This window comes from Candidatus Nitrosacidococcus tergens, from assembly GCF_902810445.1.
GTDB classification, from domain to species: Bacteria; Pseudomonadota; Gammaproteobacteria; order Nitrosococcales; family Nitrosococcaceae; genus Nitrosacidococcus; species Nitrosacidococcus tergens.
The window spans coordinates 1,503,531-1,519,369 of the sequence record NZ_LR778175.1; the positions used below are offsets into that span (position 1 = coordinate 1,503,531).

Annotated in this window: 15 protein-coding genes; 2 read left to right on the top strand and 13 right to left on the bottom strand. The window is 38.1% G+C overall.

Annotation, left to right across the window (positions count from 1 at the left end):
- Positions 1-540: 540 nt before the first annotated feature.
- The 5 genes from NSCAC_RS07205 to NSCAC_RS07225 form a co-directional block, all read right to left on the bottom strand.
- The gene (locus NSCAC_RS07205) at positions 541-1,875 is read right to left on the bottom strand and encodes a sigma-54-dependent transcriptional regulator (protein ID WP_197744139.1); all 1,335 of its coding nucleotides are present in this window, start codon (positions 1,873-1,875) and stop codon (positions 541-543) included.
- Position 1,876: 1 nt separating this feature from the next.
- Positions 1,877-4,036 carry a two-component system sensor histidine kinase NtrB gene (locus NSCAC_RS07210; RefSeq protein ID WP_197744140.1) on the bottom strand — a complete coding sequence of 720 codons (2,160 nt, stop codon included), beginning with the start codon at positions 4,034-4,036 and terminating at the stop codon, positions 1,877-1,879.
- 48 nt (positions 4,037-4,084) lie between these two features.
- Positions 4,085-4,318 (bottom strand): PP0621 family protein, encoded by a 234-nt coding sequence (locus NSCAC_RS07215; RefSeq protein ID WP_197744141.1) that lies wholly within the window; start codon positions 4,316-4,318, stop codon positions 4,085-4,087.
- A 6-nt stretch (positions 4,319-4,324) separates the two neighbouring features.
- On the bottom strand, positions 4,325-6,154 hold the full coding sequence (gene typA / locus NSCAC_RS07220; protein WP_197744142.1) for a translational GTPase TypA: 1,830 nt from the start codon (positions 6,152-6,154) through the stop codon (positions 4,325-4,327).
- Positions 6,155-6,254: 100 nt separating this feature from the next.
- Positions 6,255-7,049, bottom strand: coding sequence for an inositol monophosphatase family protein (locus tag NSCAC_RS07225; RefSeq protein WP_197744143.1), 795 nt, complete (start codon positions 7,047-7,049; stop codon positions 6,255-6,257).
- A 143-nt stretch (positions 7,050-7,192) separates the two neighbouring features.
- Between NSCAC_RS07225 and NSCAC_RS07230 the strand changes: the two genes are divergently transcribed.
- Positions 7,193-8,050: an outer membrane protein assembly factor BamD gene (locus tag NSCAC_RS07230; RefSeq protein WP_197744144.1), complete on the top strand. Its 858-nt coding sequence runs from the start codon at positions 7,193-7,195 to the stop codon at positions 8,048-8,050.
- Between the two features lies 1 nt (position 8,051).
- Here NSCAC_RS07230 and sucD read toward each other — a convergent pair whose 3' ends face one another.
- From sucD to efp, 5 genes are all read right to left on the bottom strand, one after another.
- Positions 8,052-8,921, bottom strand: a complete 870-nt coding sequence (gene sucD / locus NSCAC_RS07235; RefSeq protein WP_197744145.1) for a succinate--CoA ligase subunit alpha — start codon at positions 8,919-8,921, stop codon at positions 8,052-8,054.
- Positions 8,922-8,934: 13 nt separating this feature from the next.
- Positions 8,935-10,095 carry an ADP-forming succinate--CoA ligase subunit beta gene (sucC, locus tag NSCAC_RS07240; RefSeq protein WP_197744146.1) on the bottom strand — a complete coding sequence of 387 codons (1,161 nt, stop codon included), beginning with the start codon at positions 10,093-10,095 and terminating at the stop codon, positions 8,935-8,937.
- A 91-nt stretch (positions 10,096-10,186) separates the two neighbouring features.
- On the bottom strand, positions 10,187-10,324 hold the full coding sequence (locus NSCAC_RS07245; RefSeq protein ID WP_197744147.1) for a hypothetical protein: 138 nt from the start codon (positions 10,322-10,324) through the stop codon (positions 10,187-10,189).
- Positions 10,325-10,373: 49 nt separating this feature from the next.
- Positions 10,374-11,369: an elongation factor P--(R)-beta-lysine ligase gene (gene epmA / locus NSCAC_RS07250; RefSeq protein WP_197744148.1), complete on the bottom strand. Its 996-nt coding sequence runs from the start codon at positions 11,367-11,369 to the stop codon at positions 10,374-10,376.
- A 6-nt stretch (positions 11,370-11,375) separates the two neighbouring features.
- Positions 11,376-11,945 carry an elongation factor P gene (efp, locus tag NSCAC_RS07255; RefSeq protein WP_197744149.1) on the bottom strand — a complete coding sequence of 190 codons (570 nt, stop codon included), beginning with the start codon at positions 11,943-11,945 and terminating at the stop codon, positions 11,376-11,378.
- A gap of 63 nt (positions 11,946-12,008) precedes the next feature.
- Between efp and epmB the strand changes: the two genes are divergently transcribed.
- Positions 12,009-13,013 carry an EF-P beta-lysylation protein EpmB gene (gene epmB, locus NSCAC_RS07260; protein WP_197744150.1) on the top strand — a complete coding sequence of 335 codons (1,005 nt, stop codon included), beginning with the start codon at positions 12,009-12,011 and terminating at the stop codon, positions 13,011-13,013.
- Positions 13,014-13,020: 7 nt separating this feature from the next.
- On the opposite strand, the gene NSCAC_RS07265 is transcribed toward epmB, so the two are convergent.
- Genes NSCAC_RS07265 through lipB form a run of 3 tightly spaced genes read right to left on the bottom strand, consistent with a single transcriptional unit; the run spans position 13,021 to position 15,837 of the window.
- Positions 13,021-14,172 (bottom strand): citrate synthase, encoded by a 1,152-nt coding sequence (locus NSCAC_RS07265; RefSeq protein ID WP_232085918.1) that lies wholly within the window; start codon positions 14,170-14,172, stop codon positions 13,021-13,023.
- A 57-nt stretch (positions 14,173-14,229) separates the two neighbouring features.
- The gene (gene lipA, locus NSCAC_RS07270; RefSeq protein WP_197744151.1) at positions 14,230-15,198 is read right to left on the bottom strand and encodes a lipoyl synthase; all 969 of its coding nucleotides are present in this window, start codon (positions 15,196-15,198) and stop codon (positions 14,230-14,232) included.
- A gap of 9 nt (positions 15,199-15,207) precedes the next feature.
- Positions 15,208-15,837: a lipoyl(octanoyl) transferase LipB gene (gene lipB, locus NSCAC_RS07275; RefSeq protein ID WP_197744152.1), complete on the bottom strand. Its 630-nt coding sequence runs from the start codon at positions 15,835-15,837 to the stop codon at positions 15,208-15,210.
- Positions 15,838-15,839 lie beyond the last annotated feature (2 nt).

The following is a 15,839-nucleotide window of genomic DNA, read 5'->3' on the forward strand; positions in this document are numbered from 1 at the left end:
ATTATTTTTATTGCTTATTATTTCAGATAAAAACTATTTTTTAAATCAACAAAGTAAATATTTTTTGTTAAGCGATTTATCTCACAACTAAGTAGAGCAACTTATATGCCACATAAGGTCATAATATTGTGTCTATATTAGGTAATTAAAAGATTATATTAATATAATAAGGTGAAAAAATATGTAAAGTCTTATTTCTACCTTAACTAATATGACATTTTTAGTCATTTTTATGACCTAAAATGTCATATTTACTCCAAAATATGCTCTCCTTCCCAAAAACTTTGATTAGTTGGTAATTATCAGGAGTAAATTTTCTATAACTAATTAAGAAAATTAGCTAAATTTAGCTAAAAAATTAAAAATAATTTCTTATATGATAAATTTTTTAGTAATTTTACTAAGAAATAAATTTTATTTTAGCTTGTATATGACAATTTTTGTCATATATAGAAGAAACTAAACTACTTATAGAAGCGTAATAACAAAAATTGTCACTACACTTCTATAAAGAGTGAAAGAATGATTGAAGTAAGTCGCTTATTCTAAATTAAGTTTCTTTAAGCGATAGCGAAGGGCACGAAACGTAATCCCTAGCAGCCTTGCTGCTGCCGTTTTGTTATAGCCAGTTTGCTCTAATGCCCGTAGAATTGCTTGTTTTTCTAGATCTTCAAGGTGACGCTCTAGGGAAGCCTCTCCAAGAGAATGGAGCTTATCTGGCCAGCTGGTGTCTTTAGGTAGGTGTAAATTTCTGGCATCAATGATTCCTCCCTCATGGAGCACTAGGGCCCGTTCAAGGATATTCTCTAGCTCCCGTACATTGCCGGGGAAAGGATAACTTTGCAGTTTCTCAAGTGCACTAGGCGTAATTTGAGGACAGGCATGATTACCCCGCAGTGCCAGCTGGGTAAGAATATGCTTGGCTAAAACAGGAATATCCTTTGCACGCTCTCTTAAAGGAGGTACTTGTAGCTCGACAATATTGAGTCGGTAGAATAGATCTTGGCGAAATTTCCCTTCATTCACCAGTTGAGAAAGATCCTGATGGGTGGCACATAAAATCCGTACATCTACTGGTACTTCTCTTTGGCTACCAATGGGGCGAACTGCACGCTCTTGAATGGCACGAAGGAGCTTTACCTGCATTTGTATGGGTAAATCTGCCACTTCATCTAAAAATAAAGTACCTTCTTGAGCGGCTTGGAAAAGCCCTTCTTTATCTCGAGAGGCTCCAGTGAAACTTCCCTTTTCATGGCCAAAGAACTCACTTTCCATCAGACTTTCTGGAATGGCGCCACAGTTGACAGGCACAAAAGGACCTGATGCTCTGGGTCCTTGGCGATGAATAAGGCGAGCCACTAATTCTTTACCGGTACCGGATTCTCCACTGATATAGACAGGAGCTTGGCTACACGCCAGCTTAGTAATTTTGCTTCGCACCGCTTCCATAGTAGAAGATTCCCCAAGGAGCTGGTAGTTACCCTTCGCTTTTTGCAGGGGAGCAAAAGGCATTTTTAATGCCATTTTCACTAAATTGCGTAGAGATTTTACATCCAAAGGTTTAGAGATAAAATCAAAGGCACCTGATTTTAAAGCCTCTACTGCAGTTTCTACACTACCATAGGCAGTGATCACTGCTACAGGGATTTGAGGGTAGTCTTGGTTAATCAGTTTGACTAAATCTAACCCACTACCATCGGGTAGTCGCATATCGGTTAAGCATAGGTTAAAGGAGTTTGCTTTAAGATGTTTACTGGCTTCAATAAAATTCATTGCTTTTTGGCAATTAATTTTCATCCCCATTAGAGTCAAATCAAGAAGCTCTAAAATATCAGGTTCATCATCAACAACGAGTACGATTGGTGATTTGTTCATGTTATTGGTTCTCTAATTTAGGTGCGGGAAAACAGATATGAAAGCAGGTACCACTTTTAGGAGGATTTGGGCAATACTCTAATATTGCTCCATTATTTTCCGCAAGTGCTCGAGCGAGATACAGCCCTAATCCAGTACCTTTGGTAGAGGTAAAGGGCTCAAAAAGATGATCTATAATTTCTTTAGAAATACCCGGACCTGAATCTATAACTTCTACCATAATGGGGTAAGGTCCTGTTTTCACGCACACAACAATTTTAAGATAAGGTGGTTGATCTATTTTTCTTCCATAATGCCACGCATTATCGCAAAGATTCCAAATAATTTGATGAAGCTGAGAAGGATTAGCTTCGATATAAATCGAATTGGATTCAATCTCTAAGGACACATGGGTTTCATCGGTTTTTTTACTAACATAAAATTCCTCTAAAAAACGAGTAAGCCAAGGTTTTAAGGCAATCTGTTCTACAACCCCTGAATCCTTACGGCTGAGTTGTAGTACATTTTTCACAATTTCATTGATTCGGTTACTGTTAGTAAGAATTATATCTAATAGCCTTTGATTGCCTTTATCTAACTCAAGGGTTTCTTCAAGTAATTGACTCGCATGACTAATCGCTCCTAAAGGGTTACGAATTTCATGGGCAATACTTGCAGTTAATCGTCCTAAAGAGGCTAGCTTTAATTGTTGAGCTTGCTGGCGTAAATAGGAATAATTTTCTAGAAAAATAAGGGTACTTTCAGTGCCTATTAAGCGGATAAATTGAGGCTGTAACTCAGGTAGATCTGGGGCAATATGCAGTGCCTTTGGATGGTAATAATCAGAGCAATTTTGCCAATCTTGCATGGCTTGAGCTAATGCAGGTATGGTTTGGATATTTAATACATTTTGGTTATTTTGAGTAAATCCTAAAAAATCTTGACCTTTTTGGTTGATCAACTGGATATTGCCATTGTCTCCAACCACAAGTGCTCCATCTTGTAGGTGCTGAAAGATATAATCTTTGAGCTGCTTTAATTCCTCTAAATCCTGTCCTTTACGCACGGCTAAAAGTTCACTGGATCGTACTCGTGTGGTTAGTACTTGTGCGAGTAACGCCGTAGTAAATAGAGAAATACCTAACAACCCTACTTGGGTATAGCTACCTATATCAATATCATCTTCCAAAAAATAAGCATAGGAGTGTTCTAACAATAGACTTAGCACAGCCAATGCTGCAAGCCCACTTGCAGTAGTGCTCAAGGTCATGATACCCCCTGCAGCTACTGTTACGATAAGTAACATACCTAAGCCACTGTTAATTCCCCCGCTGGTGTGCATCAAAAGCACGATAATGCCAATATCTATGCTTAACTGTAACCAAATTTGGGTATTGAATTTTCCTATTTTAATTAAGGTAATACTAATAAAAATTACACTTAAGACACAATAGGTGGCACTTACAATTGAAAAAAGATAGGGTTTATGATCGCCTAGAAGATTAGGGTGTGTTCCCGTAAATGCAATCCCTACCAAAAGGGTAGCGAGCATGAGTCGATAAATACAAAATACCGTCAGTGGTCCCCAAGCTTGATGGATCTCACTTTTACTCGGTATGTATTTTGAAGAGGCTAACACTTGGCTCATTCGAATATGTTGAGCAAGTACTTGAGAGAGTAAAGCCGTAGAAAATAAGGCAATACCCAGTAGACCTGCTTGAGTATAGGTACCTTGAAATGAGTTTTCAGATAAAAAACCATAAGAATGCTCAAATAGTAGTGCTAATACGGCAAGAGCTGCTAGTCCGCTAGAATGACGGCCTAGGGTTAAAATACCTCCAGCAGCTACAATAACAATCAAAAGTACCCCTAACCCACTGCTGATTCCCCCACTTGCATAAGTAAATAGAGAAATAACAACAATATCTGTGCCTAGCTGTAGCCAAACCTGATTATTAAAATCGCCAAATTTAAATAGAGTTGCTAAAATAAAAATAATCGCACTACATTCATAGGCAATACTCGCTCGCAAAAATAATGTAGGATAGTTTTGTCCTAAAGATCCAATGCCTATTAGGGCTACTCCCAACATAAGAGAGGCGATAATAAGACGGTAAATACTGAATACAGAGAGTAGATCCCAAGGATTTTTGCCAAAGATTTCGCTTTGTATCTCTTTCATAACAATGGTGTACTAAAGTGATAGGATGGTTAAAAAACATTTTTATTATTAATTCTTCATAGAATCCTGATGTAACTTGGAGCAAAAATAGTGGTCATTGGCTTTAATTGCTTCTTGCTCTGGTAAAAATACATGACAATAAGCACAGCGTACCATGGTATGCTCTGAGTGTTTTTTCTTTTCCTGATTCCGTTTTTTTTGCCGATCTGATGTACTAGATAAATAATTTTTAGTAGATAAATAAACTAAAATAAATAATATACAAAATAATAAAAGACGCATTACTTATTATAATTCTGCTGCTATTTTTGTCCTAGAAGCACGTTTTCTTTCATGTTCTAGCAGCAATTTTTTTCGTAACCGAATATGCTCTGGTGTAACTTCTACTAACTCATCATCATCAATAAATTCAAGAGCTTGCTCTAAACTAAAGCATATAGGAGGTGTGAGTAAGATATTTTCATCACTACCGGCTGCCCGAATATTGGTGAGTTGTTTTGCTTTTAATGGGTTGACCACTAAGTCATTTTCCCTACTATGAATCCCAATTATCATCCCTTCATATACTTCAGTGCCCGGATTAATAAAGAGTCGACCCCGCTCTTGTAATTTAAATAAGGCATAACCTAGGGCTTTACCCATACCTGTAGCAATGAGTACCCCATTATTACGAGTAGTGATTTCCCCGGGTTTAATTGATCCATAGTGATCAAATACATGGTACATCAGTCCAGTGCCTGAAGTGGCAGTCATAAATTCGGTTTGAAACCCAATTAATCCTCGGGAAGGAATCATATACTCAAGGCGTACCCGTCCTTTACCATCAGGGGTCATATTGGTAAGATCTCCTTTTCTGGTACCTAACTTTTCCATAATGGTACCTTGGTGTTCTTCTTCCACGTCTGCAGTAAATTGCTCATAGGGTTCACAAAGCACCCCATTTATTTCTTTGATGATCACCTCTGGCCGGGAAACACCAAGTTCATAACCCTCTCGACGCATATTTTCAATGAGGATGGATAAGTGTAATTCTCCTCTTCCTGAGACTTTAAATTTATCCGGATCTTCTCCCTCTTCTACTCGTAAAGCCACATTATGAATCAGCTCTCGCTCTAGCCGCTCTTTAATTTGGCGACTAGTAATATATTTTCCTTCTCGGCCGGCAAAAGGAGAATTATTCACCTGAAAGGTCATACTGACGGTAGGTTCATCTACCGTTAAGGGAGGTAGAGCTTCTACTTGACTAGGATCGCAAAGGGTATCAGAGATTCTAATCTGATCAATGCCTGAAATAGCGATAATATCCCCAGCGTTCGCTTCAGGAACTTCAGTACGTTTTAACCCAGTAAATCCCATGACTTGGAGAATTCGCCCTTTTCTGCGTTTACCTTCCCTGTCTACAATTTCCACCGGAAAATTAGTGCGCACCGTTCCTCGCTGAATCCTACCCACCCCAATAGCACCTACATAGGAGCTATAATCTAGGCTACTAATTTGCATCTGAAAAGGTCCTACAAGGCTCACATCTGGAGGGGGCACTCGAGAAATAATTTCTTCAAATAAGGGATTCATGGTGCCAGAGCGCACACTAGAATCATGGCTGGCATAACCATTTAAAGCCGAAGTATAAATTACTGAGAAATCCAGCTGTTTATCTGTAGCACCTAGTCGATCAAATAAATCAAAGGTTTGATTGAGAACCCAATCCGGGCGACTACCTAAGCGATCGATTTTATTGATGACTACAATAGGATTTAATCCCATATTAAAAGCCTTTTGAGTCACAAAACGAGTTTGTGGCATGGGACCATCTACCGCATCCACTAAAAGTAGTACCGAATCTACCATGGAGAGTACCCGCTCTACTTCTCCACCAAAATCGGCATGGCCGGGGGTATCTACAATGTTAATTCGATAATCATTCCATTCAATGGCAGTATTTTTAGCAAGAATGGTGATTCCCCGCTCTCGCTCGAGATCATTAGAGTCCATAACCCGTTCACCCACACTTTCCCATGAATCAAAAGTACCTGATTGTTTTAGGAGCTGATCGACTAATGTGGTTTTACCATGATCAACGTGGGCAATAATTGCAATATTACGGAGCTTATTAAGCATAGATGATAGGAAGTGTTAATATAAATTAAAGTAATTATCTATTTTGGATTAAACAAGTATTACATATATACATTATACTATATATATATTTTAATTGAAATTATTCAAGCAAAGGGTAGATAATTTGATAAATTTCTTTATGAACAGATGGAGTGCCTGCAATCACATTACCTGTGGTAAAATAGTTATGATCCCCTGCAAAATCAGTGACAAAACCACCTGCCTCCCGGATAAGTAAAATTCCGGCGGCAATGTCCCAAGGTGCTAGATCCATTTCCCAAAAGCCATCGAGCCTACCTGATGCTACATAAGCTAGATCAAGTGCAGCTGAACCGGGTCTACGAATATCACTTACATGAGGAAATAAAGCTTTAAAGGTAGTAAGATAAGTATCTAAATAGTGCTGTTTTTTAAAGGGAAATCCTGTGCCTAATAGTGCTCCTTCTAATCCTTGTTGCTTACTTACTCGAACTCGTCGATCATTAAGGAAAGCGCCGCTACCTTTCGATGCAGTAAAAATTTCTTGTCGTAGGGGATCATAAACTAATCCATGCTGCAACTGACCTTGATAGGTAATCCCAATAGAAATTGAAAACTGGGGAAATCCGTGAAGGAAGTTAGTTGTACCATCTAAAGGATCAATAATCCAAGTTACTTCTTCTTTATTATTATGCCCTGTTTGTTCTCCTCCTTCTTCGGCTAGAATATTATGGTGAGGATAAGCCTTGTGAATTGTTCTAATAATTTCTTGCTCGGCAAATCTATCCACATCGCTGACAAAATCATTGCGGCCTTTTTCAGTAATTTCCAGATGATTTACCCGGTCCAAAGACCGTACAATAATGTTACCTGCATTACGAGCTGCCTGAGTAGCGATATTTAAAAGAGGGTGCATAAATTAGAATAAGTAACTTTTTAAAATTTAGATTTAAATAGAGATTTTTTATAGACGAATTCTTTAATTATACCTGATTTATATACGCAATATTTTGCTTCCATTTTAGCTTATGGTAATTTTATTTATTTTATAATCAAATCGTGCACATTTTTAAGATATTTATTTTATTAATCTTTTTTCTATCCTTGGGGGGTTGTTCTGCACTAAAGAATATAAAAAAAAATGCAGATGAGGAGAAAGCAAAAAAAGAAGAGAAAAATCGTAGTGAATGGACAGTAGATCGCTACTATGCTGAGGCAAAATCTAAACTTGAGGCTGAAGAATATAAAGATGCTGCTAAACTCTATGAGCAGCTAGAATCTCGCTACCCTTTTGGGGAATATGCCCAACAATCCCTATTAGAATCTGCCTATGCTTATTATAAAACTAATCAAGATGAATCAGCCCTTGCTTCTATTAACCGATTTATTCAACTTTATCCATTAAACAAAAATCTAGATTACGCTTACTATCTAAAAGGGCTGGTAAATTTTAATCGGGGAGTGGGGATCATTCAAAAATATGTTCCCTACGATGAAACCCAGAGAGATCCTGCTTCTGCTGAGGAATCCTTAAAAGATTTTAAATCTCTAGTACAGAGATTTCCCAATAGTCAGTATGCTAAAGAGGCCGCCCAACGGATTGTTTATCTACGCAACCGACTTGCGCAGCACGAGCTTAACGTAGCCCACTATTACATGAGGCGAAATGCCTATATTGGTGCTATTAACCGTGCTCAATATGTGGTGGAAAACTATCAGCGTACCCCTGCTGTGCCAGAAGCCTTAACTCTTATGGTGCGAGGTTATAAAATTTTAGGATTAGATGACTTAGCTAAAAGTAATTTTGAAGTTCTTGAACATAACTACCCCGGCTACTTTGGGGTATCTCGAGCTAAGGAACTTAAAATTATTAAAGAAAAACAAGAAGAAATCACCGGCACTACCGCTAAAAAATAGTTTAAGAAAGCAGTTCTGCCATTCGAATTCCCATATCTGCTGGAGAATGAGCGATGATAATACCGGCACTTTGTAGTGCGTTAATTTTATCTTCTGCTTTCCCTTGGCTACCGCTAATAATTGCCCCAGCATGACCCATTCGTTTTCCTTTAGGGGCAGTGATTCCAGCAATATAGGCAACCACAGGCTTGGTAATATACTCTTGAATATAGCGAGCAGCCTCTTCTTCAGCACTACCCCCAATTTCCCCAACTAAAATAATCCCTTCCGTCTGGAGATCTTTTTGGAAGAGTTTAAGACAATCAATAAAATTCATTCCTTGAATAGGATCACCGCCAATACCAATACAGGTACTTTGACCTAATCCTTGTTGAGTGGTTTGATACACCGCTTCATAGGTTAAAGTGCCAGATCGGGAAATAATACCTACCTTCCCAGGTTGATGGATATTGCCAGGCATAATACCAATTTTACAAGCACCAGGGGTGATAATTCCGGGACAATTTGGACCAATTAAATAGGATGAACTACCTATGAGGGCTCTTTTCACTTTCAGCATATCGAGAATAGGAATTCCTTCAGTAATACAGACGATAATTTCTATTCCTGCATCGACTGCTTCTAAAATTGCATCGGCAGCAAGAGCAGCTGGCACATAGATCATAGTAGCATTAGCACTCGTAGCTTTTACCGCTTCTGCTACGGTATTAAATACTGGGCGATCTAGATGAGTTTGGCCACCTTTACTCGGAGTAACGCCACCTACCAGTTGAGTACCATATTTTATTGCTTGCTCTGAGTGAAAAGTCCCTTGTTTACCAGTAAACCCTTGGCAAATAACTCGAGTATAATGATTAATTAATATGCTCATTTTCTAATTTAATTTAGGATTGGGCAGCAAGCACTGCCTTGTGGGCAGCATCGGTAAGATTATTGGCTGATATTAGATTTAACCCGCTTTGATCGAGCAAATTTTGACCCTGATCTGCATTGGTCCCCGCCAAGCGCACCACAACAGGAATCTGTAGATTGACTTCTTTCACTGCTTGAATAATCCCTTCTGCAATGAGATCGCAGCGGACAATTCCACCAAAAATATTAATTAAAATAGATTTGACTGTACCATCAGCTAAAATCAGCTTAAATGCCTCTGCAACCCGTTCAGCAGTAGCGGTACCCCCTACATCTAAGAAATTAGCTGGCTTGCCCCCGTGGAGTTTAATTAAATCCATAGTTGCCATCGCTAATCCTGCTCCATTAACCATACAGGCAATATCTCCATCCAAAGCGACATAATTTAGTCCATAGGATCTTGCTTTTACTTCCCTTTGATCTTCTTGGGTAGTATCTTTCAAGGTATCCCAATGGGGATGACGAAAGCTGGCATTATCATCTAAGACAATTTTTGCATCTAACGCAACTAAAATTCCTTGATCAGTTATCGCTAAAGGATTCATTTCTACTAAACTAGCATCATGACTTATAAACAGTTGATACATTTGCTCCATAATATGTTTTAACTGTTTATGCTGATCAGAGTTTAATTTAAGGGTGAACCCGATTTGACGGCATTGATAAGGCATCAACCCCATTACGGGATCAATACCTAGCTGAATAATCTCATCTGGATGGGTTTGGGCAACTTGCTCAATATCTACCCCTCCATGCCGTGAGGCGATAATAGTGATTTGGTTCAGTTGTCGGTTAATCATAAAAGCGAGATAGCATTCTTGAATAATGGTAGAGGCTTCTTCAATTAAAATATTATGTACAGGTAATCCTTGTACTGAAGTTTGATGAGTAGCTAAATTAATTCCTAAAAGTTGGTGACAAAAATCAGCGATTTTATTTGGATCATCACTGACTAAAACCCCACCTGCTTTACCTCGTCCTCCTGCATGAATTTGAGCTTTAGCCACCCAACGATGTGTAGGTAAGGCATTAAGTAACTTATTTTTTGTATTAGAGTTTATTATTTCCCCCTTAGGTATAGGGATTTTATATTGAGCAAATAACTCTTTAGCCTGAAATTCGTGGAGAATCATGGATTAAAACCTAATAGGATTATTTGTATTTATTTAGTGGTGTAGCTACCATTAATCAGAATAGTTTGACTAGTAATCTACCAGCCATCACTTAATTTTCTGAGCTATGATAATGGATTGCTATTACTTTAACTCTCTGTACAGCAAGGTCTTTTGCAATCAATCCACCTATATTTTTCACTCCTTTTGTAATTAAAGCGATTTTGCTCTTAATGTTGTGATGAGACATGGGAGAAAACTCCTAGAAGCATATTTATTCTAAATAAGTATAATTAATTTTAAGCAATATCTATAGGGAAAGTTAGCACTTCTTTGATGTGGTAGCTGCCTAGCTGTAGCATGAGTAAACGATCAATGCCAAGTGCCACTCCGGCACAGTTTGGTAAACCACAGGCAAGAGCAGCTAAGATTCTTTTATCTATAGGTATTTCTGCTAATCCGTGCTCTTTTCGATAGGTTAAGTTCTCTTTAAATCGCTGGAGTTGCTCTTTATGATTGGATAATTCATGATAGCCATTAGCTAACTCTATGCCTTGATAGTACACTTCAAACCGCGCTGCTATTAAAGTTGAATTAGTTGATGAAATAGGGCAAATTCGAGCAAGCTGTGCCTCAGAGGCAGGATAGTGATAAATAAAATAAGGACATTCATGACCTAAATTAGGCTCTATCACAGTAGATAACAGAAAATCTAAATAGATTTGCCTAGGTAATATATTGTTTACTTCAGTATGATAAAACCCATAATCTGTAGCAAGTTGTGCTAGAAATTTATCAGGGATAGTAAATATATCTATTCTAAAATAATGATCGAATAATTCTTGGTAGGAAATTTTAGTACTAGTAAATGTTCTTAGAATGAGTGCTAGTAGAGAGTCTACCTCATTCATAAGATTAAAATGATCAAAATCTATTCGATACCATTCTAGTAAGCTAAATTCAGGATTATGATAACGCCCTACTTCCCCATTACGAAATGCTTTTGTAATTTGATAAATAGATCCTATGCTACTAGCAAGTAAACGCTTCATGGCATATTCGGGGGAAGTTTGTAAGAATAATTGTTGAGATTTTGAAGAGGGTGTATGATAAGAAACCACCATATTTTCGAGGTGAGGAGCTATTGCACCTGATTGGGAAAGTATAGGTGTTTCTACCTCTAATACATCCCGTTCAGCAAAAAAAGATCTAATATTTGCGAGCAGTTGAGCACGGGCAACTAAAGCTGCTTTAGTTGCCGTAGGTTGCCATTGATCTCCCTGTTCTCTTTCCATAGAAATTTATTCTTTTGCCCGCTCTACGTATTCTCCAGTACGGGTATCTATCTTTAATATGTCGTCTATATTAATAAACAAAGGTACTTTGACTATTGCTCCTGTTTCTAAGGTAGCTGGCTTGCTTCCACCCCCAGAAGTATCTCCACGTAACCCAGGATCGGTTTCAATTACTTTCAGGATAACAAAATTAGGTGGTTCAACAGATAGAGGTACCCCATCCCATAAGGTTACAGTGCATTCATCCTGTTCTTTAAGCCACTTTGTTGAATCTCCAACGACTTGAGCATCGGCTGAGTATTGCTCAAAACTTGAAGGGGACATAAAGTGCCAAAGCTCTCCATCATTGTAAAGATATTGAAGCTGGGTTTCTAAGACATCAGCACCTTCTAGAGTGTCACCAGATTTAAAAGTACGATCAATGACTCGTCCTGTTTTTAAATTACGTAATTTTACCCGATTAAAAGCTTGGCCTTTTCCTGGTTTTACAAATTCATTTTCTAAAACATTATAAGGATCTCCATCCATCATCACCTTAAGTCCAGATTTAAATTCACTTGTGTTATACACTGCCATAAGATTCTCCAAATAAATAACGAGGTTAAAAATTAAGTTCCTATCTGGGTTACACTGCCCACTATGATAAAGCAATTTTTAGATTCTCCGCAGTCTTGGCAAATAACGCTTGCTAACGCTATTCATGATCCAAAGGAATTATTAGCTTTAATGGAATTGGATAGCTATCCTCAAGAAATAAGTAAATCTATTGAGCGAGGATTTTCCTTAAGAGTACCCCATAGCTATGTTGCTCGAATGAAAAAAGGAGATCCTAATGATCCTTTATTTCTCCAAGTATTTCCCTTAGCTATAGAAGATAAAACAGATCCTAGCTTTAGTTTAGATCCAGTGGGCGATTTAACTGCTACCACTGTACCCGGTGTTCTGCAAAAATATATAGGCAGAGTACTCTTAATTACTACAGGTGCTTGTGCTATTCACTGTCGTTACTGCTTTCGTCGCCACTTTCCCTATACTGAACATCATGCGGTAAAAAATTATTGGAGAGAGGCGCTGCAATATATTGCTCAAGATTCTAGTATTAAAGAGGTCATTCTAAGTGGGGGCGATCCTTTAGTACTCTCTGATAATCGTTTAGCTAATTTAGTACAAAAACTAGAAGATATCCCTCATGTAAAGCGGATTAGAATTCATACTCGATTACCTATTGTACTTCCTGAACGAATCAATGAGTCACTACTTTATTGGTTAGCGAACACCTCTTTACAAAGAGTTATAGTGATTCATACGAACCATGCCAATGAAATTGATCAGAATGTAGTCTCAGTACTTAGAAAACTTTCAGATATAGGATGTTACCTATTTAACCAAACTGTGCTACTACGGAGAATAAATGATGAAGTGGATACTTTAGTAAATCTAAGTGAGCGGTTATTTGAAGTAGGAGTCATCCCCTACTATCTTCATATGTTAGATAAAGTCCAAGGAGCAGCCCATTTCGAAGTAGATCTTATAAAAGCTCAGAGTTTATATAAAAAACTACGTGCCCAATTGCCCGGATACTTAGTCCCCTTGTTAGTACAAGAGCAAGCAGGGGCACCTAATAAACTACCTTTATTCTTCTAGATAGTAGTTAACGCTTATCTAAGGGGATATAAGATTGCAAAGAGTTGCCAACATAAATTTGGGTAGGACGGAAAATTCGATTATCAGATCGTTGCTCCAGCCAGTGAGCTAGCCAACCTGCAGATCGAGCAATAGCAAATAAGGGAGTAAATTGAGTAGTAGGAATTCCTAATTCTGTGTATAAAATCCCTGAGTAAAAATCCACATTTGGATAAATATTTTTATGACCCATGCGATCAGTCATTTCCTGTTCTAGGGTAAAAGCAATTTCTAGAATTTGGCTTACTTTATCTTCTTTTTGGTGAGTAAGTTGAGTGATAAGATCTTGTAAGATTTTAGCCCGAGGATCTTTTACTTTATAAATTCGATGACCAAATCCCCAAATTTTCTGCTTCTTTTGTAGCTGCATATCAAGCCATGGAGTCACATTTTCAGGGCTACCAATTTCAGTTAGCATCTTAATAACCTGTTCATTAGCTCCCCCATGAAGTGGCCCGGATAGAGTGCCAATCGCTGCTGAGATTACACTATAGGGATTTGCTAGGGTAGATCCTGTTACTAAAGTAGCGAAAGTAGACGCATTAATCGTATGTTCTGCATGGAGTATGAGGCAAGTATCTAGTATTTTACTAATATGTGGATCTGGCACCTTACCATGAAGCATATAAAGAAAATTCTGAGCAATAGCGAGATCAGATCGAGGGGGAACAAAGTCTTGTTCTTTAGTGGTTCGATCCCATAGAGCAGCTATAGTAGGTATAGATCCTATAATTTTAATAGCTATTTCAAAAGCTTCATTATTTTGAAAATCGTATATATTATAGTTATTAGAAGATACACCTAAAGAAGAAATCCCCGTTTGTAACGCTGCCATAGAAGATCCATGCTTAGGTAACCCTTCCATAACTTGCTTTACATAGTAGGGTATAAAATAATTTTTTTTTATTTTATTTACAAAGTTGGTAAGATTGCTCTCTGTAGGTAATTCTCCGCTGAGTAATAAAAAGATTACTTCTTCAAAAGTGCTATAGCATGCAAGTTCTTCAATAGGATAACCACGATAAAATAAGGAACCTTGCTTACCATCCATATTTGAAATACTTGATTGAATCGCAGGAATTCCTTCCAGCCCTGGAGAATAGTTATTCTTTATATCCAATAATAAACACTCCCATTTTTAAATGGTTAAAAATAATAAAAAATTTAATTATTACGGTTACCTAACTGTTTCTCCTGCCGCTTGCATATCTGCATGATAGGAGGAACGTACCATAGGACCACTTGCTACTCGACTAAATCCCATTGCCCTGGCTTTTTTTCCTAGTTCATGAAATTCTTCTGGCGTGACAAATCGTTGGACAGCTAAGTGATAGCGGCTAGGTTGTAAGTATTGACCTATGGTAAGCATATCGCACTGATGATCTCTTAAATCTTTCATTACTTGTACTACTTCCTCTAAGTCCTCTCCTAATCCAAGCATGATTCCAGATTTTGTTGGAATATTAGAATGAGTTTCTTTAAAACGTGCAAGTAATCGTAAGGACCATAAATAATCTGCCCCTGGTCGCACTGCTTTATAAAGTCGAGGAATAGTCTCTAAGTTATGATTAAAAATATCAGGAGGATCTAGAATTAGGGTGGAAAGTGCTTTATCCATACGCCCTCTAAAATCAGGTACCAAGGTTTCAATCAGGGTATTAGGGGTGTAAGTACGTAGTGCACGAATACATGCTGCAAAGTGAGATCCTCCACCATCTCGCAAATCATCCCTATCTACTGAGGTAACTACCACATGGCGCAATTTCATTGCCTGCACTGCTTTAGCTAAGTGTTCAGGCTCTTCAATATCTAAGGGATCAGGCCGACCGTGGGCAACATCACAAAAAGGACAACGACGGGTACAAATATCCCCCATGATAAGGAAAGTAGCTGTTCCGTGACCAAAACATTCTCCTAGATTAGGACAAGAGGCTTCTTCACATACTGTGTGTAATTGGTGCTCCCGAAGTAATTTTTTTATTCTGGTTACTTCTGGGCTAATAGGTGCCTTAGCCCTAATCCAACTGGGTTTAGGCTGCCGTTGTGTCGTAGGCTCAATTTTAATGGGGATACGTGCAACTTTAGAAGCACCTTTTAAATTTCGAATATCCCGTGCTGTTTCTTCTGATGGAGAATAACTACTCATTTTAAGACATTATCTAGTTTCTAGTTGTTTAGCTAGGTTTTTCGCCAGTTCCAGTCCAACCTCTTCTGAATTTAGGGTTACTCCTAAATTCTTTAAATCCGTAACTTCCAACCCAGGATAACCACAAGGATCAATATAGGAAAACGGGGAGAGATCCATGGTCACATTCATACTTAATCCGTGGTAGGTATACCCTTTTCGTACCCGTAACCCAAGAGAGGCAATTTTTTTATTATCCACATAGACTCCAGGTGCGTTTACTTTCAGTTCTCCATAGAGATCAACTGATTGTAATAAACTGACTACTGACTGTTCTAGCATATTTACTAATACTTTAATTCCTAGCTCTCTTCGTTTTAAATCGAGCAAGGTATAGAGGATGATTTGCCCAGGGCCATGATAAGTTACTTGACCTCCCCGATCACAGTGAACCACTGGAATACCTCTAGTATCTCGTATATAAAGGATTTTACCATTAAGTCCTAGAGTAAATATAGGCGGGTGCTCTACTATCCATAATTCGTCAGAGGTGTCTACAGTTCTAGACTGGGTAAAATCTTGCATAGCTTGCCATATTTGAGAGTATTCTTGGCAGCCTAATGTTTTTATTTTTACATCGTAGAATTGGCTTGTTGTCAACT